The sequence below is a fragment of the Arthrobacter sp. Soil736 genome (assembly GCF_001428005.1).
Lineage (GTDB): Bacteria > Actinomycetota > Actinomycetes > Actinomycetales > Micrococcaceae > Arthrobacter.
In genome coordinates, this window is sequence record NZ_LMSB01000007.1 from 93,699 (window position 1) to 113,243 (window position 19,545).

The 19,545-nt window shown below is 66.9% G+C and carries 12 protein-coding genes and 2 pseudogenes; 1 reads left to right on the forward strand and 13 read right to left on the reverse strand.

Annotated features, from left to right (window positions below):
* Positions 1 to 72 precede the first annotated feature (72 nt).
* From pyk to hisI, 11 genes and pseudogenes are all read right to left on the reverse strand, one after another.
* The gene (gene pyk / locus ASG92_RS05995; RefSeq protein ID WP_056625861.1) at positions 73 to 1,563 is read right to left on the reverse strand and encodes a pyruvate kinase; all 1,491 of its coding nucleotides are present in this window, start codon (positions 1,561 to 1,563) and stop codon (positions 73 to 75) included.
* Positions 1,564 to 1,631: 68 nt separating this feature from the next.
* Positions 1,632 to 3,089: a glutamate synthase subunit beta gene (locus ASG92_RS06000; RefSeq protein WP_056625863.1), complete on the reverse strand. Its 1,458-nt coding sequence runs from the start codon at positions 3,087 to 3,089 to the stop codon at positions 1,632 to 1,634.
* A complete protein-coding gene (gene gltB, locus ASG92_RS06005) occupies positions 3,082 to 7,698 on the reverse strand; it encodes a glutamate synthase large subunit (protein ID WP_056625867.1) in 4,617 nt (1,538 codons plus the stop codon). Before gltB ends, ASG92_RS06000 begins: the two co-directional genes overlap by 8 nt.
* Positions 7,699 to 8,473: 775 nt before the next feature.
* A pseudogene (lgt, locus tag ASG92_RS30395) lies at positions 8,474 to 9,376 on the reverse strand (prolipoprotein diacylglyceryl transferase); the annotation flags it as partial.
* Between the two features lie 8 nt (positions 9,377 to 9,384).
* Positions 9,385 to 10,173, reverse strand: a complete 789-nt coding sequence (gene trpA, locus ASG92_RS06015) for a tryptophan synthase subunit alpha (protein WP_056626059.1) — start codon at positions 10,171 to 10,173, stop codon at positions 9,385 to 9,387.
* 11 nt (positions 10,174 to 10,184) lie between these two features.
* Complete coding sequence (gene trpB, locus ASG92_RS06020) at positions 10,185 to 11,513, reverse strand: tryptophan synthase subunit beta (protein WP_056625873.1); 1,329 nt, start codon at positions 11,511 to 11,513, stop codon at positions 10,185 to 10,187.
* 96 nt (positions 11,514 to 11,609) lie between these two features.
* Positions 11,610 to 12,428: an indole-3-glycerol phosphate synthase TrpC gene (gene trpC / locus ASG92_RS06025; RefSeq protein ID WP_082579339.1), complete on the reverse strand. Its 819-nt coding sequence runs from the start codon at positions 12,426 to 12,428 to the stop codon at positions 11,610 to 11,612.
* Positions 12,429 to 12,430: 2 nt separating this feature from the next.
* On the reverse strand, positions 12,431 to 12,718 hold the full coding sequence (locus ASG92_RS06030) for an HGxxPAAW family protein (protein ID WP_056625876.1): 288 nt from the start codon (positions 12,716 to 12,718) through the stop codon (positions 12,431 to 12,433).
* 96 nt (positions 12,719 to 12,814) lie between these two features.
* A complete protein-coding gene (locus tag ASG92_RS06035) occupies positions 12,815 to 13,447 on the reverse strand; it encodes a Trp biosynthesis-associated membrane protein (protein ID WP_056625879.1) in 633 nt (210 codons plus the stop codon).
* Entirely contained in the window at positions 13,447 to 15,066 is a 1,620-nt protein-coding gene (locus ASG92_RS06040; protein WP_056625883.1) for an anthranilate synthase component I, read from the reverse strand. The genes ASG92_RS06035 and ASG92_RS06040 overlap by 1 nt, the downstream gene beginning before the upstream one ends.
* A gap of 121 nt (positions 15,067 to 15,187) precedes the next feature.
* Positions 15,188 to 15,580, reverse strand: a complete 393-nt coding sequence (gene hisI / locus ASG92_RS06045) for a phosphoribosyl-AMP cyclohydrolase (protein WP_056625885.1) — start codon at positions 15,578 to 15,580, stop codon at positions 15,188 to 15,190.
* A gap of 172 nt (positions 15,581 to 15,752) precedes the next feature.
* Between hisI and ASG92_RS06050 the strand changes: the two genes are divergently transcribed.
* On the forward strand, positions 15,753 to 16,748 hold the full coding sequence (locus ASG92_RS06050; protein ID WP_056625890.1) for an NAD-dependent epimerase/dehydratase family protein: 996 nt from the start codon (positions 15,753 to 15,755) through the stop codon (positions 16,746 to 16,748).
* A gap of 36 nt (positions 16,749 to 16,784) precedes the next feature.
* Here ASG92_RS06050 and ASG92_RS06055 read toward each other — a convergent pair whose 3' ends face one another.
* Positions 16,785 to 18,251 carry an aromatic amino acid lyase gene (locus ASG92_RS06055; RefSeq protein ID WP_056625893.1) on the reverse strand — a complete coding sequence of 489 codons (1,467 nt, stop codon included), beginning with the start codon at positions 18,249 to 18,251 and terminating at the stop codon, positions 16,785 to 16,787.
* A 171-nt stretch (positions 18,252 to 18,422) separates the two neighbouring features.
* A pseudogene (locus tag ASG92_RS06060) lies at positions 18,423 to 19,545 on the reverse strand (urocanate hydratase); the annotation flags it as partial.

The following is a 19,545-nucleotide window of genomic DNA, read 5'->3' on the forward strand; positions in this document are numbered from 1 at the left end:
AAAAAAGGGAGGATCCCCGCCAATCGGCGGGGATCCTCCCTTTGGTCTCAGCTACTCAGCAGGGGCTGAAGCCTAGTTCTTCTTCTTCTTTTCCGGCCACGGGCCGAGCTTTTCCTTCTTCTCCCCTGCCTCGCCCAGGCGCGAAGTGTCGGCGAGGTCGCCCACCTTGTGCACCTTCAGCGAGTTGGTGGAACCGGCCTTTCCGGGAGGGGAACCGGCAGCGATGACCACAAGGTCACCGTCTTCCACGAGCCCCATGTCCAGCAGGCTGCGGTCTACCTGCGCGGTCATTTCGTCCGTGTGGCCCACCATGGGCACGAGCACCGGCTGGATGCCCCAGGTCAGTGCCAGCTGGTTCCACACGTGCTCCACCGGGGTGAACGCGAAGACCGGCTTGATCGGGCGGAGGCGGGACAGGCGGCGTGCCGAGTCACCGGACTGCGTGAACGTACAGATGTACTTGGCCTCCAGCTGGTCCGCGATCTCGACGGCAGCACGGGTGATGGCGCCACCGCGGGTCTTGGGCTTGGTGCCCAGCGGGGGGACGCGCTCCAGGCCGTGCTCCTCGGTGGACTCGATGATCCTGGCCATGACCTTGACCGTCTCGATCGGGTACTTGCCCACGCTGGTCTCGCCGGACAGCATGACTGCATCGGCGCCGTCGAGCACGGCGTTGGCGCAGTCGGAGGCTTCCGCGCGGGTGGGGCGCGGGTTGTCGATCATGGACTCGAGCACCTGCGTGGCCACGATGACCGGCTTGGCCCAGCGGCGTGCCAGTTCAATGGCGCGCTTCTGCACGATCGGCACTTCCTCCAGCGGAAGCTCAACGCCGAGGTCGCCACGGGCCACCATGATCGCGTCGAACGCGTCGATGATCTCGTGGAGCTGCTCCACGGCCTGCGGCTTCTCGATCTTGGCGATCACCGGAACGCGGCGGCCTTCTTCGTCCATGATCTCGTGGACGCGCTTGATGTCGCTGGCGTCGCGGACGAAGGACAGGGCAACGAGGTCCACGCCGCGGCGGATCGCCCAGCGGAGGTCGTCCTCATCCTTCTCGCTCAGGGCCGGAACGTTGACAGCAACGCCCGGGAGGTTGATGCCCTTGTTGTTGGACACCATGCCGCCCACGGTCACCTGGGCGACGACCTTGACGTCGTCCACCTCGATGGCGCGCAGGGCAACCTTGCCGTCGTCGATCAGCAGGGCGTCGCCCACGTTGACGTCGTCGGTGAGGCTCTTGAGCGTCGTGGAGCAGATCTCCTTGGTGCCGGGCACGTCCTCGGTGGTGATCGTGAAGATGTCACCGACCGCGAGCTCGTGCGGGCCGTCCACGAAGCGGCCGAGCCGGATCTTCGGTCCCTGCAGGTCGGCCATGATCGCGACGGCCTTGCCGAGATCCGTGGCGGCCTTGCGGACGTTCTCATAGGTGTTGTCGTGCACGGAGTAATCGCCGTGGCTCATGTTCATCCGGGCAACGTCAACGCCTGCTTCCAACACCGCGAGGGTGTTTTCATAGCTGGCAATCGCCGGTCCGAAGGTGGCCACAATTTTTGCGCGTCTCATATACCTACCCTATTGGTCTCTTGCATTGGTTAAGTTGTCGCGGAGGTGAATTTAACCTCCAGGCTGCGCTACAGGACGGCGATCGCCCGATCCGTCGGGGCCACGGGAGCGGGAAGAATCGTGCTTCCCATCAGGAACTTGTCCACCGCCGCGGCGGCGGCCCGCCCTTCGGCAATGGCCCACACGATGAGCGACTGGCCGCGTCCGGCGTCACCCGCAACGAACACGCCTTCGGTGTTGGTCATGTAGTAGCCGTCGCGGGCCACGTTTCCGCGCCCGTCGAACTCAGCGCTGACCTGCTCGGCGATTCCGGCCGGTTCGGCTCCGGTGAAGCCCAGGGACAGGAACACCAGGTCGGCGGGAATGATCCGCTCCGTGCCGGCCTTGGGGAGGCGCTTGCCGTCAACGAATTCGGTCTCGGCAACCTTGACGCCGGTGAGCTTGCCGTTTTCGCCGACGAACTCAACGGTCGAGGCGAGGTAGGTGCGTTCACCGCCCTCTTCGTGGGCGCTGGCCATCTCAAAGAGCGTGGGGAACGTCGGCCACGGCTGGTGGCCGGCGCGCTCGACGGGAGGCTGCTTGCCGATGGCCAAGGTGGTCACGGATGCCGCACCGTGGCGGTGCGCGGTGCCGAGGCAGTCAGCACCGGTGTCGCCGCCGCCTAGGATCACCACGTGCTTGCCCTTGGCGTGGATCTGGTTCTCGACCGTCTCCCCCGCCACTACGCGGTTCGCCGGTACGAGGTAGTCCATCGCGAAGTGCACGCCGTCAAGCTCGCGGCCCGGGATCGGCAGGTCACGCGGAACGGTGGCGCCGGTGGCGATCACGACGGCGTCGTAGCGCCGGCGCAGCTGCTCCCACGTCACGTCCGTGCCGACGGCAACGCCGGTGCGGAAGCGGGTGCCTTCAGCCTTCATCTGCTCGAGCCGCCGGTCCACCTGCTCTTTTTCCATCTTGAAGTCGGGGATGCCGTAGCGCAGCAGGCCGCCGATCTTGTCGTCGCGCTCGTACACGGCCACGGTGTGTCCCACACGGGTCAGCTGCTGGGCAACGGCCAGGCCTGCGGGGCCGGAACCCACGACGGCGACCGTCTTGCCGGTCAGGCGCGCGGGCGGCAACGGGTTGACCCAGCCGTTGTCGAACGCCTCATCGATGATGGACACCTCAACCTGCTTGATGGTCACGGCGGGCTGGTTGATGCCCAGCACGCAGGACGCCTCGCACGGTGCCGGGCACAGGCGGCCGGTCCATTCGGGGAAGTTGTTGGTGGCATGCAGCCGCTCAATCGCTTCCTCGCCCTTGTCCCGCCACATGAGGTCGTTCCACTCGGGGATCAGGTTCCCGAGCGGGCAGCCCTGGTGGCAGAACGGTACGCCGCAGTCCATGCAGCGTCCGGCCTGGCTCTTGAGGACACCCTTTTCCTGGGCCTCGTAGACTTCCTTCCAGTCCATGATGCGGACCGGAACGGGGCGGCGTGGCTGGGTTTCACGCTGACGTACTTTCAGAAATCCGCGTGGATCAGCCACCGGTCACCTCCAGGATTCGAGACCAAACTTCTTCGCCGTCGGGGTCCAGGCCCTCTTCGATGGCGCTCAGACGGGTTTGCAGGACGGCCGCATAATCGCGCGGCAGCACCTTGGTTATGCGGGCAGCGGTGTCATCGAAGTTCTCGAGCAGCCGCTCGGCCAGCTGGGATTCGGTTTCCTCGACATGCTTGACCAGCAGGCCGTGGACGATGTCGCGGTCCTCAGCATCCAGCTCCTGGAGCTGGAGTTCGCCGGATTCCAGCGCCTGCTTGTTCACGCGGGTGGTCCGCAGGTCCAGCACGTAGGCCGTTCCGCCGGACATGCCCGCACCGAAGTTGCGTCCGGTCCGGCCGATGATGAGCGTCTGGCCGCCGGTCATGTACTCGCAGCCGTGGTCGCCGATACCCTCGACAACCGCCGTGGCGCCGGAGTTGCGGACCAGGAAGCGTTCGCCCACCTGGCCGCGCAGGAACATCTCGCCGCTGGTGGCACCGTAACCGATCACGTTTCCGGCGATCACGTTGCTCTCGGCCTGGAACACGTTGGTGCGGTCCGGGCGGACGATGATGCGGCCGCCGGAGAGGCCCTTGCCCACGTAGTCGTTGGAGTCGCCGTACATCCGCAGCGTGATGCCGGCGGGCAGGAAGGCGCCCAGCGACTGGCCTGCGGTGCCGGTCAGCGTGATGTCGATCGTGTCCGTCGCCAGCACGTCCGTGCTGAACGTCTTGGTCACGACGTGGCCCAGCATGGTGCCGACGGAGCGGTCCGTGTTGATGACGTCGACGGCGATCTTCACCGGGCTGCGGTCGGTCAGCGCCTCGGCGGCCATGGTGATGAGCCGCTGGTCGAAGTGCTTGTCCAGCTCGTGGTTCTGACCGGTCAGGTTGCGCAGCGGGGCGTCGTCGTCGAACTCCAGCCCGTGCAGGATGGGGTCGAGGTCCAGGCCTTCGGCCTTCCAGTGGTTGATCGCTTCGCGGGTGTCGAGCGCTTCCGCGTGGCCGATCGCTTCCTCGATGCTCCGGAAGCCAAGTTCCGCGAGGATTTCGCGGACTTCCTCGGCCAGGAATTCGAAGAAGTTGACCACGAACTCGGGCTTGCCGGTGAAGCGGGCCCGCAGTTCGGGGTTCTGCGTGGCGACGCCGACAGGGCAGGTGTCCAGGTGGCAGACGCGCATCATGATGCAGCCTTCAACCACCAGCGGGGCCGTGGCGAAGCCGAATTCCTCGCCACCGAGCAGGGCGGCAATGACGACGTCGCGGCCGGTCTTGAGCTGGCCGTCCACCTGCACCACCACGCGGTCGCGCAGGCCGTTAAGCATGAGCGTCTGCTGGGTCTCTGCGAGCCCCAGCTCCCACGGGACGCCGGCGTGCTTGAGCGAGTTCAGCGGCGAGGCGCCGGTTCCGCCGTCGTGCCCGGAAACGAGCACGACGTCGGCCTTCGCCTTGGTCACACCGGCGGCAACTGTGCCGATGCCCACCTCGGAGACGAGCTTCACGTGCACCCTGGCCGAAGGATTGGCGCGCTTGGCATCGTAGATCAGCTGCGCGAGGTCCTCGATGGAGTAGATGTCGTGGTGCGGGGGCGGCGAGATCAGTCCGACGCCGGGCGTCGAGTGGCGCGTGCGGGCAACCCAGGGGTAGACCTTCTGGGCCATCAGCTGGCCGCCCTCGCCGGGCTTGGCGCCCTGGGCCATCTTGATCTGGATGTCGTCAGCGTTGGTCAGGTACAGGCTGGTGACGCCGAACCGGCCGGAGGCGATCTGCTTGACGGCAGAACGGCGCTCCGGATCCAGGAGGCGGTCCACGTCCTCGCCGCCCTCACCGGTGTTGGACTTGCCGCCCAGCCGGTTCATGGCGATCGCGAGCGTCTCGTGGGCTTCCTTGGAGATGGAGCCGTAGCTCATGGCCCCCGTGGAGAACCGCTTGACGATGCTGGAGACCGGCTCCACTTCCTCGAGCGGCACGGCGGGACGCAGGCCGTCCTTGAACCTGAGGAGCCCGCGCAGGGTCATCAGGTTCTCGGACTGGTCGTCCACGCCCTTGGTGTAGGCCTTGAAGATGTCGTAACGGCGCTCACGCGTGGCGTGCTGCAGCCGGAAGACAGTCTCCGGGTTGAAGAGGTGCGGCTCGCCGTCGCGGCGCCACTGGTACTCGCCGCCGCCCAGGAGCGGGCGGTGCGGCTGTTCGATGCCGCCTTCGGGGTAGGCCATCTGGTGCCGGGCAGAAACTTCGGCCGCTATGACGTCCAGCCCCACGCCGCCCAGCTGGGAGTGCGTGCCGGCGAAGAATTCATCCACGAGCTCCTGGCCGAGGCCAAGCGCTTCGAAGGTCTGCGCGCCGGTGTAGGACGCCACGGTGGAGATGCCCATCTTGGACATGATCTTCAGGACGCCCTTGCCGAGGCCCTTGATCAGGTTGTAGACGCCGTCCTGCGGGGTGACGCCGACGACATCGCCGGCGGCGATGAGCTGCTCCACGGATTCCATGGCCAGGTAGGGGTTGACGGCGGACGCGCCGTAGCCGATCAGGACGGCCACGTGGTGCGTCTCGCGGACATCCCCGGCCTCGACCACGAGGGCGGTCTTGGTGCGGTTGGCGCTGCGCAGCAGGTGGTGGTGCACGGCGCTGACCAGCAGCAGCGAAGGAATGGGCGCCCACTGGGCGTTGGAGTCGCGGTCGGACAGCACAACATACTGCACGCCGCGGTTGATGGCGCCGGAAACCTGCTCGCAGATCTCGGTCAGCCGGGCGCGGAGGGCGTTCTCGCCGCCTTCGGGGCGGTAGAGGCCGCGGACCTTCATGGCCACCCTGGTGCCGTCGGCGTCCTCGATGTTGGCGATCTTCGCCAGCTGGTCGTTGTTGATCACCGGGAACGGCAGCGAAATCTGCGGCTGCCGGACCTGCTTGGTGTCAAGCAGGTTTCCGTTGGGGCCGATCGCACACATCAGGGATGTGACCAGCTCTTCGCGGATGGCATCCAGCGGCGGGTTGGTCACCTGCGCGAAGGACTGCACAAAGTAGTCAAAGAGCAGCCGCGGGCGTTTGGACAGCACGGCCACCGGGGTGTCGGAGCCCATGGCGCCCAGCGGCTCGGCACCGGTGCGGGCCATCGGGCCCAGCAGGATCTTGAGTTCCTCGGTGGTGTAGCCGAAGGTCCGCTGGCGGATGTTCACGGACGCGGCCGTGTGCACCACGTGCTCGCGTTCCGGCAGCTCGTTGAGGTCGATCAGGTTGTCCTTGAGCCACTCGGCCCATGGGTTCGCCGCGGCGACCTCGGCCTTGACCTCTTCGTCGTCGATGATCCGGCCCGCCTCGGTGTCCACGAGGAACATCTTGCCGGGCGACACACGGCCTTTCTTGACCACCTTGGAGGGTTCGACGTCGATGACGCCCACCTCGGAGGCGAAGACGACGAGGCCGTCTTCGGTGATCCAGTAGCGACCCGGGCGCAGACCGTTACGGTCCAGGGTGGCGCCGACCAGGCTGCCGTCGGTGAACGACACGGCCGCAGGGCCGTCCCACGGTTCCATCAGCAGGGAGTGGTATTCGTAGAATGCCTTGCGGGCAGGATCCATCGTGGCGTGGTTTTCCCAGGCCTCGGGGATCATCATCATGATCGAGTGCGTGATGGGGCGGCCGGACAGCCAGAGCAGTTCGGCAACTTCATCGAAGGACGCCGAATCGGAAGCGCCCGGGGTGCAGATGGGGTACAGCTCCTCGGGGGAATCGCCCAGTAGCGGGTTGGCGAGCTGTGACTGGCGGGCGCGCATCCAGTTCCGGTTGCCCTTGACCGTGTTGATTTCGCCGTTGTGGGCGATGGTGCGGAACGGCTGCGCCAGGGGCCAGGACGGGAAGGTGTTGGTGGAGAAGCGCGAGTGGACGATCGCCAGCTTGGTCTTGAAGCGCTTGTCGGAGAGGTCCGGGTAGAACGGCTCCAGCTGGGCCGTGGTCAGCATGCCCTTGTAGACGATGGTCCTCGACGACAGCGACGGGAAGTAGACGCCGTACTTGTTCTGCGCGCGCTTGCGGATCCGCCAGGCCCGGGAGTCGAGCTCGTTGCGTTCCAGCTGCTCTCCGGTGGACGAGGCAAAGAACGGCTGCGAGAAGTACGGCATGCAGGCGCGGGCCATGGCACCGACGAGGTCGGCCACGACGGGCACCTCGCGCCAGCCGAGGACGGTGAGGCCCTCGTCGGCGGCGAGGCCTTCGATGCCTGCCTTCGCGGCATCGGCTTCACGCTGCTCGGCGGGGAGGAAGGCGGTGCCCACAACGTACTGCCCGGGCGCCGGGAGTTCGAATTCGGTGACGGCACGGAAGAACTCGTCCGGCACCTGCATCAGCAGGCCGGCGCCGTCGCCCGTTCCCTCGTCGGCACCCACGGCACCGCGGTGCTCGAGGTTGCGCAGGGCGGTGAGGGCGGCATCGACAATGTCGTACCCGGGTTCGCCGCGCAGGGTGGCGATGATCGCAAGACCGCAGGCGTCCTTCTCCTGCTCCGGGTTGTAGAGCCCGGCTGCCTCGGGGAGCGCCGCGAACCGCTTGAACGGTGACATGGCGGCGTCCGGCTGGTTCGGTTCGGACCAGCTGGGGCTGTGAAGAGTTTGGGTCATGGGAGACGTCCTTCCTCCTGATCGTGCGTATGGAAGGGACAACGTTGGCCCCACTCAGAGCGCCGCTGTGATGGGCACAACAAAGTGTTACTTAGTGGAAATTGTAGGGCAGGGAGGCCTGCTGAACTAACAGTTACGCAGGCTCCCGGCCCAGGCTTGACCGGACAGCAGCTCTATGCTGCCCGGTGTTGGCCCTTGTGCCACGACGCTGTGGTGTTGGGCGCTCCAAGCGGTGGCTCTGGCTGCCCTGGTTGCCGGTGCTGAGCTAGCGTGTGCCGTCAGCCTCCGGCGCGGTTCCGGTGGCTTTGGTACCGGATTTTCCGGTGTCCGCTTCCATGGCGGACGCGGTGCCGCCGGTGGATGCCGGCACTGCTTCCGTTGGGGCAGAAGAGCGCCTGGAACCGCTTTGGTTATCAGGCAGATTATCACGCGATTCACTATCTGAGACAACAGGGTCCGCATCACGGACGGGTTCGTCGGCAGGAGCGGCAGCCGGAACAGCCGCGGCGCGGGCCGCGCGCCGTCCGGCCGGGACGGGCGCGCCGGCGTCGGATTCCTTGATGTCTTCTGCGGTGTCCGTTGCGGTGTCCTGTGCGGTGCCGGCTTTTGCGGTGTCTTGTGCAGTGCCGGCCGGCAGGGCATCCCGGTCAGCGTCGCCCTTCGACGGGGAGGCGTCGCCGACGGCGGCAGGTGCCTTGTCGCCGTCGTCGGCCGTTTTGTCCTTGTCGACGGCGGCAACGGCGGCAGCGGCGGCGGCGGGCTCAGCCTCGGCAGCCGGCGCGCGGCCCGGGAGGTAGGGGTCCTCCGGATTGCCGCCCTTGCGGCGGCCCAGCACGATGAACACGGCCAAAGCCCCGACGAACACGAAAATGCTGGTCCAGACGTTGAGGCGCGTGGTGATGCCGAAGAGGCTGATCTGCTCCGCGTCGTCGATGCGCATGGCCTCGATCCACACCCGGCCCAGCGTGTAGTACATCGCGTAGACGCAGAAGAGCCGGCCGCGGCGGAAGTGGAACCTGCGGTCCAGGGCCAGCAGGATGAGCACGCCCACGAGGTTCCACAGGGATTCGTACAGGAACGTGGGGTGGAACAGCGTGTCGGCCGGGAAGCCTTGGGGGAAGTTCGCGTTGTCGGCGTCCACCTGAAGCCCCCAGGGCAGGGTGGTGGGGCCGCCGAACAGTTCCTGGTTGAAGTAGTTCCCCCAGCGGCCCACCGCCTGGGCGAGCAGCAGTCCGGGCGCCGCGGCGTCCAGGAAAGCCGTGAGTTTGACGCCTGCGCGCCGGCAGCCGATCCAGGCGCCGAAGGCACCGAGCACCACGGCACCCCAGATTCCGAGGCCGCCGCGCTGGATCTGCGGGATCAGGGACAGGTCGCCTGTGCCGTCGAATCCCGGACCAAAGTACGCGTCCGGGGAGGAAAACACGTGGTAGAGCCGGCCGCCGATGATGCCGAACGGGATGGCCCAGATGACGATGTCCCAGACGCTGCCCTCCGGTGTTCCGCGCTTGGCCCAGCGGACCGACGTCAGCCAAAGGCCGACGACGATCCCGGCAAGAATGCACAGGGCATAGGCATGGATGCGCAGCGAACCCCACGGCAGCGGAATGTCGAAGCCGGACCAGTCCGGGCTCGGAATGCTCGCGGGGACCATGGCGGCCGCGGTGAGGAACGTCTGCATGTTGGAGGTTACTTCCTGGTCAGTCCGGCACTGAGGTCTTTGGTGAGGCTGGCCACGGCGTCCACTCCGCCGTCCCGTATGGCGGACACGAGGGCGGTTCCCACGATCACGCCGTCGGCGTAGGCGGCGATTTCCGCCACCTGGTCCGCGTTGGACACTCCGAGGCCCACGCACACACGCTCCGCGCCGGCGTCCTTGGCCGCTGCCACCACGCCCTTGGCCGCCGCGCTCACCGTGGAGCGGGCGCCGGTGACGCCCATGATGGAGACGGCATACACAAAGCCGCGGCTGGCCTCGACGGTCCGCCGCATGCGCTCGGGCGATGATGACGGCGCCACGAGGAACACCCGGTCCAGCCCGTACTTATCCGACGCGTCCATCCACTCGGCGGCCTCATCCGGAATGAGGTCGGGGGTGATGAGGCCTGCTCCCCCGGCTTCGGCCAGGCGCCGCGAGAATTCATCCACGCCCATCCGGATCACGGGGTTCCAGTAGGTCATGACCAGGACGGCGGCGTCTGTCTCGGCCGTTATTCCGGCAACGACGTCGAAGACCTGGCGGACGGAGAAGCCCTTTGCCAGCGCCTCGGTGGTGGCGGCCTGGATGACCGGACCGTCCATGACCGGGTCAGAGTAGGGAATGCCGATCTCGATGAGGTCCGCACCGTTGCGCGCGAGGGCGATGCCCGCGGCGATGGTGTCCTCTACGCTGGGGTATCCGGCGGGCAGGTAGCCGATCAGGGCCGCACGCCCCTCTGCACGGGCCTTTTCAATGGCAATGGCCGATTTGCTGGTCATCTGCGCGGTGCTCACAGCTGTTCCCCTTCCTTGCCGATGGCTGCCTCGGCGGAGTCCTTGTCCAGGAGGTCAAACCACTCGGCGGCTGTTGCCACGTCCTTGTCGCCACGGCCGGAGAGGTTGACGATCACGATCTTGTCCGATGCCTTGCCTTCGGCGCCCGCTTCGGCCGCCAGCCGGTGCCCCACCTTGATCGCGCCAGCGAGGGCGTGGGAGGACTCGATGGCCGGAATGATGCCCTCGGTGCGGCACAGGAGCCGGAAGGCCTCCATGGCTTCGCTGTCCGTGATGGGCTCGTAGCTGACCCGTCCGATGTCGGCGAGGTAGGAGTGCTCCGGCCCGACGCCGGGGTAGTCCAGCCCTGCCGAGATGGAGTGGGATTCGATGGTCTGGCCGTCGTCGTCCTGCATGAGGTACGAGCGGGCGCCGTGCAGCACGCCGGGCTTGCCGAGCGTGATGGTGGCCGCGTGGCGGCCGGTGTCCACGCCGTCGCCGCCGGCCTCGAAGCCGTAGATCCTGACCGAGGGGTCATCGAGGAAGCCGTGGAAGATGCCGATGGCGTTGGAGCCGCCGCCGATGCACGCACAGACAGCGTCCGGCAGGCGGCCGGTCTGCTCGAGGATCTGCTCGCGGGCTTCCTCGCCAATGACCTCGTGGAAGTAGCGGACCATGGCCGGGAAGGGGTGCGCGCCGGCGGCCGTGCCCAGCAGGTAATGGGTGTTTCCGACGTTCGCCACCCAGTCGCGGAGCGCCTCGTTGATGGCGTCTTTAAGGGTCTGCGAGCCGTTGGTCACCGGCACGACGGTTGCCCCCAGCAGCTCCATCCGGGCCACGTTCAGGGCCTGGCGGCGGCAGTCTTCGGCGCCCATGTAGACGACGCATTCGAGTCCGAGCAGTGCGGCCGCGGTGGCGCTTGCCACGCCGTGCTGGCCGGCGCCGGTTTCGGCGATGACACGCGTCTTGCCCATGCGCTTGGCCAGGAGGGCCTGGCCCAGCACGTTGTTGATCTTGTGCGAGCCGGTGTGGTTGAGGTCTTCACGCTTGAGGAAGACCCGGACTCCCCCGGCGTACTCGGCGAAACGCTTCGCCTCGGTCAGGAGCGAGGGCCTGCCGGAGTAGTTCTTGTTGAGATCGGCGATCTGCGCGATGAACTCGGGATCGGCCTTGGCTTTTTCAAAGGTGTCTTCGAGCTCGTCCAGGGCCGCGATCAGTGATTCAGGCATCCATCGGCCCCCGTAGGAGCCGAAGTAGGGTCCCGGAGCGTGGCGCAGCGATGTGCCTCCCTGCAGGAATGCATCCACCGAACCTTCGTCAGAGCCGGCTGTTGGCGCTTCGGCCATCAGTCTCACCATCCTGTTCACTTTTCACTAATTGATGTCATGCACCATCCCGCCGCGAATCTATGCGGAGGGGATGGTGCCACGGTTGGGCGGAGCTCAGACCCGGGCGGCGATCGCTGCCGCCCCGGCCGCGGTGAATTCCGCAATGCGTTCCCGCGGCGTGGCGTCGCTGACGAGCGCCTCCCCCACGAGGATGGCGTTGGCGCCGTGCGCCGCGTAGTGCGCGACGTCGTCGGCTCCCCTGACGCCGGACTCGGCCACCACAACTGCGCCGGCCGGAATGCTTCCGGCGAGTGAGTCAAAAACGGAGCGGTCGACGTCGAGCGTCTTGAGGTTGCGCACGTTGACGCCGATGATCCGGGCTTCGGCAGCCACGGCACGCTCTACTTCTTCCGGCGTGTGCGTCTCCACAAGCACGTTCATGCCGAGTTCTCGGCTGAGGGCACTGAATTCGCGCAGCTGCTGGTCGGACAGGGCCGCCACGATCAGCAGGATGAGGTCCGCGCCGTGGGCGCGGGCTTCCCAGATCTGGTAGTCATCCAGCGTGAAATCCTTGCGGAGCAGCGGGACGTCCACCCGGGCCCGGACCGCGTCCAGGTCAGCGAGCGAACCGTTGAAGCGGCGCTGCTCCGTGAGCACGCTGATGACGGCGGCGCCGCCGTCGGCGTACTGCTGGGCCAGCGAGGCCGGGTCAACGATGTTCGCGAGGTCGCCCTTGGACGGGCTGCGACGCTTGATCTCGGCGATGACCTTGAGGTGCTCGCGCGTGGTGGACGGGCCGTCGAGGGCAGCCCAGGCGTCACGGGCCGGAGCCGCTGCCAGCGCGCGGTCCTTCAGTTCCGCGAGGGACACGAGACGCTTCCGGGCCTCCATGTCCTCCCTGACACCGGCATTGATGTCATCGAGCACCGTCACGGTTAATGGCCGACGTTCTTCAGCTTGCTGCCGCCCACGCCGTAGCCTGCTTTGCGCATGATGTAGCCGGCCAGCAGGCCGAGAACCATGACAGCCGCGCCTGCCACGAAGATGGGGGTGTTGGCGATGACGAAGGCGATGGAGGCGATGAGGGCGCCGATCAGCATGACGATCACGCAGGTCCAGGCCGCCGGGCTGTTGCCGTGGCCCAGGTCGATGCTGTGGTCGATGCCGTGGTGGGTCTTGGGGGCCGCCGCGGGCTTGGTACCGGAAACAGTGGCTTTGCTCATGTGAATCTCCTCAGGATCAATACTGCTTACATTCTGCCATTTTTTGGCGCGGCCTTCGGCATCGCCGGCAGGCGCGCGCCTCCGTGACGCTACTGCTCAGGTGGGGTCGTCGCCGCGGGAGAGCCGGTCCCAGCTGTCGATCTCGTCCACGGGGCCGGACTGCGCGGCAGCGCCCCCGTGCGCGACGGCGTCGTACTTGGTCCGGGTCTTCCAGTACCGTCCCGCCGGGATCACCAGCAGTCCGCAAAGGGCCAGCAAGGAACCGGCGACGACGGCGAGGACCGGAAACGCCGTGACACTCACGTCAGCGCTGCTCCCGGTGATCCCGGTGGCCGCGGCGATGGATCCCTGCGCGGCCGCCAGCGGATCCGCGAGGACGGTCGCGGCGGCGGTGATGATGCCCGCTGCCGCCAGAACGATGATGGCCGTGATGATCCAGCGCGCAATCTTGCCGGCGATGGACGCGGCGAGGCCGCCGGCGAGGGCAACGAGGGCCAGGGCAGTTACCGTGGTGGCGGCCTTGCTGCCCTGGACTTGGAGTCCGCCCTGGCCCGTGGCGGCCTGGCCCAGCTGCTGGGGGTCCAGGTTGACGGTCATCCAGGTCTGGGTGGTGGTGCCGAAGACCGCCAGCGCCATCACGGCGATGAGCAGGACCAGCGTAGACTTGCGGGCCCAGGCCGGGGCGCTGCGGGCCTTGGCCTGCGCGCCGGAACTTGCTGGAACCGCCATCAGGATTCTGCCCCGGCGGGTGCTGTCCCGGTTGGCCCTGTCCCGGTTGATGCTGTCCCGGTTGATCCGGCCTCGGTGACGGACTCCGGTGTGATGTTGTGCAGCGAGCCCGCGGTGTGGACGGCCCGGAGCGGTGCCGCCGCCTTGTTGACGGTTTCCTGCGCCTCAGCGGTTTTGACCGAGTCCGCCACTATGCCGCCGCCGGCCTGGACGTAGGCCCGTCCTTCCCGCAGCAGCGCGGAGCGGATGGCGATGGCCATGTCCATGTCACCGGCGAAGTCCAGGTAGCCCACCACGCCGCCGTAGATTCCGCGGCGGTGCGGCTCGAGCTCGTCGAGGAGGCGCAGCGCGCGGGGTTTCGGCGCGCCGGACAGCGTTCCTGCCGGGAAGGTGGCCTTCAGGACGTCGTAGGCCTTCGCCGAGGGGGCCAGGCGGCCCACCACCGTGGACACGAGGTGCATGATGTGGCTGAACCGCTCGACCTCCATGAACTGTGTGACGTCAACGGAGCCCGCCACGCAAACCTTGGAAAGATCGTTCCGCGACAGGTCCACCAGCATCAGGTGTTCGGCGCGTTCCTTCTGGTCCGCGAGGAGTTCTTCGGCGAGGGCCTTGTCCGCATCCACGGTCTTGCCGCGGGGCCGGGAGCCGGCGATGGGGTGGGTGATGACGTCCTCGCCTGTGACGGTTACGAGGGCCTCGGGTGACGATCCGACGATCGAGTATTCGCGCCCGGCCGCATCTTCCAGGCTGAAGATGTACATATACGGGCTCGGGTTGGTGTTGCGGAGCACCCGGTAGACGTCCAGCGGGGAGGCGCCGCACTCCATCTCGAAGCGGCGGGAAATGACCACCTGGAAGACTTCCCCGTCCACGATCGCTTCCTTGCCCCGGTCGAGGGCAGCCAGGTAGTCGGTTTCATCCCACCGTTCCTGAACGCTGGCGGCAAAATCAAGGGCGGCAGGTTCCAGCACGGACACCGGCTGGGTCACGGGAGTGCTGATGCGCGCGAGGAGTTCCTTGACGCGGCGGACAGCGTCATGCCAGGCGTCATCCACCCGCTCGGAGCTGTTGTCGAAGTTGATGGCGTTGGCGATGAGCAGGACGGTGCCGTCCATGTTGTCGTGGACGGCCATGTCCGTGACGAGGTTCAGTGCCATTTCGGGAAGCTGCAGGTCGTCCTCGGGCGGGCTGGTGAGTTTCTCCCAGTGGCGGACTGTTTCCCAGCCGAGGAAGCCAACGAGGCCGGACGTGAAGGGCGGCAGGTCGTCGAACCGGTCGGTGCGCAGGGCATCGATCGTGTCGCGGATGGCATCCACCGGGTTTCCGTCAACCGGAACGCCCGCAGGCGGCTCGCCGAGCCAGTGGGCCTGGCCGTCTTTGGTGGTCAGCGTGGCCCGGGAACGGGAACCAATGAAGGAATACCGGGACCAGGCGCCGCCGACTGCCGCGGACTCCATGAGGAACGTGCCCGGCTGGCCCTGCGCCAGTTTCCGGTACAGGCCGATCGGCGTTTCGGCGTCCGCCAGCACTTTGAGCCTGACGGGGATGACACGGCTGTGCCCGGCGAGTTCACGGAATTCTTCGAGGCCTGGGCTGATGATTCCTAGGTCCTGCATGGCTATTGGTTCTCCGTCTGTTCTGGGATGGTTCCTGGGTTCGCAGGCGGGGTGCCTGATCATTGGCGGCGGGGGCCGGCCCGGTGCTCCCCGTCCGCCTTGGTGGCCTCCGCCACCCGGGCTATTCTGCCGGTCCGGCCACGACGTCCAGGGCCCTGCCGTCGAAGCATGTTCGCGTTCCGGTGTGGCAGGCCGCGCCGACCTGGTCGACCCGCACCAGGAGGGCGTCGCCGTCGCAGTCGAGAGCCACGGACTTCACCCACTGCACGTGGCCGGACGTGTCCCCCTTGCGCCAGTACTCCTGGCGGGAGCGGGAGTAAAAGGTGACCCGTCCGCTGGTCATGGTGCGGTTTAGGGCTTCGTCGTCCATCCAGCCCAGCATGAGCACCTCATGGGTGTCGAACTGCTGCACGATGGCGGCGACCAGTCCGGCGCCGTCCCTCTTGAGGGCCGAGGCTATTTCGGCAGGAAGGGGTGAACCGGAAGTGGGGCTGGGGGCGGGCTGCTCAGACATCAGATCAAGTCTAGTGCCCATCGCCGGGCCCGGGCACAAACGGCCCTCTGGGTCCTGACGGAGACCGTCGGCACCTTGGACATCCGTGACACCGTCCGCCGTTCGGAGGTTTACGGATCCGCTCTGCGGGGAATGCCTGTGTTCGGGAGCGGTTCTTTGGTTCTATGTCGGTATGAAACTTCTCGTCCTCGGAGGCACGGCCTGGCTTGGTCACGAGGTTGCCCGCCAGGCGGTCGGACGCGGCCATCAAGTGACGTGCGTGACCAGAGGACTGTCAGGGCCGATTCCTGACGGTGCGTCGCATATTCAGTCGGACCGGGACGCCGACCACGGCCTCGAGGCCGTGTCCGCCGTGCACTGGGACGCGGTTTTGGACGTGTCCCGCCAACCTGGCCACGTGAAGCGTGCGGTGCGGGACCTGCGGTCAGCTGACTACTACGTGTTCGTGTCCTCGGTGAGCGTCTACGCGAACCACGGCCCGCTGGGACAGGACGAGGATGCCCCGCTGTTGCCTCCCCTCGAGTCCGAGGTCATGGAGACCATGGAGACGTACGGTGAGGCGAAGGCTGCGTGCGAGAAAGCCGTCCTCGAGGGACTCGGTGCCGAGCGGTGCATGATCGCCCGGGTGGGACTCATCGGGGGCCCTGGAGACATCTTCGGCCGCACCGGGTACTGGCCGATGCGGTTTGCCAACCCCTCGGTTGAAGACGGAACGGTGCTCGTGCCTAATGCACCGTCGCTTCCCGTGCAGGTCATTGATGTCCGGGACCTCGCTGCCTGGCTTGTTCAGAACTGCGAAGGGCAGCTGAGCGGCGTCTACAACGCCACCGGAGAGAAACACTCCTTCGCCGAGCACATAGCTGCGGCCCGGGAAGTGGCCGGCCACCAAGGACAGCTCGCCGTAGCCGACGCTGAGTGGCTTCATCGGCATGGTGTCCAGGAATGGGCCGGCCCGAAGTCCCTGCCCCTGTGGCTGAGTGATCCGGAGTGGCAGGGCATGAACGCGCGCTCGAACATGCGGGCGAAGGGCGCAGGGCTGGTGCTGCGCCCGCTCGAAGAAACACTTCGTGACACGCTGGAATGGGAAGAAAGCACGGGCATCGAGAAGCCGCGCCGTGCCGGTCTCACCAAAAATGAGGAAGCAGAACTTATCCCCGAGCTTGGCTAATGGCCCTGTTCTCCGCGACGAGCTCACCGAAAGATGTCAGCCAGTGAAATCTCTGAGGGTGATTTCACTGCCGAGGTCGAGATCGTCACGAAGGTCACGGTCACCGGTATCGCTGTCCAGTTCGCTCCCCGCGGCCATCATCCGGCGGAGTCGCAGGCTTTTGAAGTCTTCCGCGTTGTGCCCTTGCAGCCGGAGGGCACGCACGGCGCAGATGAGCTCAACTGCGAGGATTGTCGGGAGCGCCTGCACAGTGGACTCAAGCCGGGCGGCAGCCTCGCTGGCAAAGCTGGCGTCCTCCTCGGCGCCCAGGGAAAGAACGACGGTCTGCAGACTCGAGGGATGTGAATTGGCCCGGATGCGGCTGGCGGCTGCTGCGGCGACGTATTCGAGCATCATGACGCCCGATTGTCCGGCATCGTCGGCGGCAAGAAACCTGTTCAGTCCTGTATAAACCGGGTCGCAGAGGAGATCTATCCGGCGGAGATTGGTTGCGCAGGCCGAACCGAGGGCCAGCTCGAGTGCATCCAGTCGCCGCGCCAGATTAGTCATCTGAAACAGACCGTGATGCGACACGTCGCTGGTGCCGTCTGCCGGGGATCGGTGGACCATCGGGTTCTCGTGCCCGGACACGACGAGCCGGGCAAGGAGTTTCCCCAGCAATGACAGCTCCTCGGACTGGGAACCGAGCACCTGGGGCAGTGTCCGCAGGCAGTAGGGGTCCTGGATTCGTGCTGGGGTGCCGTGTCCCTCCACGAGGGACCGCAGTGTGTCCGCTGCTTCGGAGACTGCTTCCGTGTCGGCCGCGGCGGCCACGGCCGGGCTGAAAGCCTCAGGGTTTCCGGACAATGCCGTGAACGACATCGCGCTGATCGTTGCGGCGTTATGCAGCAGCCGTTCAAGCACCTGATGGGACAGTGCGGCCCGCGCGATGGTCAGGGCATTGGAACTGATGAAGGGCAGGGCGTCCGCGGTGTCCCAGTCGCTGAGCCTTGTACGGAGCTGCTTTCCCCCCATGGGGCGCCGCTCCCCCAGCAGAGTCAGGGCAGTTCCGGCCAGCGCCGGGAGGTCCGCCGTGCCGATGCCGCCGAACTCCCGGACCTCGGGAATAGTGTCGTCGTTGAGCATATGCACCAGCGCTTCAGCTATGGCCGGGTCGATGCCGGCGGCTCCCGCCGCCAGCTGTGAGAGCCGGACCACCAGCATGCCCCGAACAACTTCCCGCCCGAGTGTTGCTCCGGCATCCGCGGCATGGCTGCGGAGCAGGTTAAGTCCGTGTGGACTCGCCTGCCCGCCGGTGCGGTTCTGTGGAAGGACGATTGAACGGTTGGCGCCGACGCCGGTCGACCGCCCGTAGACCGGCCGCCTACGCGCAGTCTCCCGGGCAGCTTGCCGGGAAGCTTCCATTCTGCTCCGCGCCTCGGGAGCAAGCCGAACCTCCTCGGCCCCGGAGGCGACAGCGGCTATGTCGACCAGGCTGAGGTTGGTGCCATCAATTTCAATCAATTGTGCTTCCTTCGAAATGCCCAGCGAACCGGTTCTGCTGGCGATCGAGCCTGCCGAACCCGCCCTCCCCAACTAGGTCGCAGTTGATGTCGTTTTCGCGTCCCATAACGACACCTACTGCGACCTAGTTGGGTAGGGGATCTGGTTGGGCACGGTCGCGATGGTGGTTAGTTAGTTTGTCTCCTGCATCGGGATGCGGACGCCGCGTTCCTTGGCGACCTCGACGGCGCGGTCGTAGCCGGCGTCGGCGTGGCGGATCACGCCCATGCCGGGGTCGTTGGTGAGCAGCCGCTCGAGTTTCTGCGCGGCGAGCTCGGTGCCGTCGGCGACGGAGACCTGGCCGGCGTGGATGGACCGGCCGATGCCGACCCCGCCGCCGTGGTGGATCGAGACCCAGGTGAGATCAACGTCGCCGCGTCACGGCGGTACGGGGAGGCGACGGAGCCGGAGTCCAGGTGGTCGCGGCCGATCACGATGGGCGCCTTGACCTTGCCCTCGGCGACGAGCCGGTTGAACAGCAGGCCGGCCTTGGCCCGTTCGCCGTAGCCCAGCCAGCAGATCCGCGCCGGCAGGCCCTCGAACTCGACGCGCTCCCCGGCGGCGTCGATCCAGCGGTGCAGGTGCTTGTTCTCCGGGAACAGCTCCTTGATCGCCGCATCCGTGACGGCGATGTCCTCGGGGTCCCCGGAGAGCGCCACCCAGCGGAACGGGCCAAGGCCCTCGCAGAACAGCGGCCGGATGTAGGCCGGGACGAAGCCGGGGAACTCGAACGCGCGGTCGTAGCCGCCCTTGCGGGCCTCGTCGCGGATGGAGTTGCCGTAGTCGAACACCTCGGCGCCGGCGTCCTGGAACTCCACCATGGCCTGGACGTGCCTGGCCATCGAGGCCTGGGCCTTCTTGGTGAAGCCTTCCGGGTCCGCCGCGGCCTCGGCCTGCCATTCGGCGACGGTGATGCCCTCGGGCAGGTAGGACAGCGGGTCGTGGGCGGAGGTCTGGTCCGTGACGATGTCCACGGTCAGCTCGCCGGCCTTGTGGCGGCGCAGGATCTCCGGGAACACGGTGGCGGCGTTGCCGACGTACCCGACGGACCAGCCGCGGCGCTCCTCCTTCGCCTTCAGGACCTTGGCGATGGCGGCGTCGAGGTCGGTTTCGACCTCGTCGAGGTAGCGCTTGCTTTCCCGGCGGCGCAGCCGGGTCTCGTCGACGTCGACAATCAGGCAGGCGCCGTCGTTCAGGGTGACGGCGAGCGGCTGGGCGCCGCCCATGCCGCCGCAGCCGCCGGTGAGGGTCAGCG

Bases quoted from the DNA above. Each gene is read 5' to 3' on its own strand.
- ASG92_RS06040 (WP_056625883.1), bottom strand. From the start codon at position 15,066: ATGCAGGACCTAGGAATCATCAGCCCAGGCCTCGAAGAATTCCGTGAA.
- ASG92_RS06030 (WP_056625876.1), bottom strand. From the start codon at position 12,718: ATGAGCAAAGCCACTGTTTCCGGTACCAAGCCCGCGGCGGCCCCCAAG.
- ASG92_RS06050 (WP_056625890.1), top strand. From the start codon at position 15,753: ATGAAACTTCTCGTCCTCGGAGGCACGGCCTGGCTTGGTCACGAGGTT.
- hisI (WP_056625885.1), bottom strand. From the start codon at position 15,580: ATGTCTGAGCAGCCCGCCCCCAGCCCCACTTCCGGTTCACCCCTTCCT.
- pyk (WP_056625861.1), bottom strand. From the start codon at position 1,563: ATGAGACGCGCAAAAATTGTGGCCACCTTCGGACCGGCGATTGCCAGC.
- trpB (WP_056625873.1), bottom strand. From the start codon at position 11,513: ATGGCCGAAGCGCCAACAGCCGGCTCTGACGAAGGTTCGGTGGATGCA.
- trpA (WP_056626059.1), bottom strand. From the start codon at position 10,173: ATGACCAGCAAATCGGCCATTGCCATTGAAAAGGCCCGTGCAGAGGGG.
- gltB (WP_056625867.1), bottom strand. From the start codon at position 7,698: ATGACCCAAACTCTTCACAGCCCCAGCTGGTCCGAACCGAACCAGCCG.
- ASG92_RS06035 (WP_056625879.1), bottom strand. From the start codon at position 13,447: ATGGCGGTTCCAGCAAGTTCCGGCGCGCAGGCCAAGGCCCGCAGCGCC.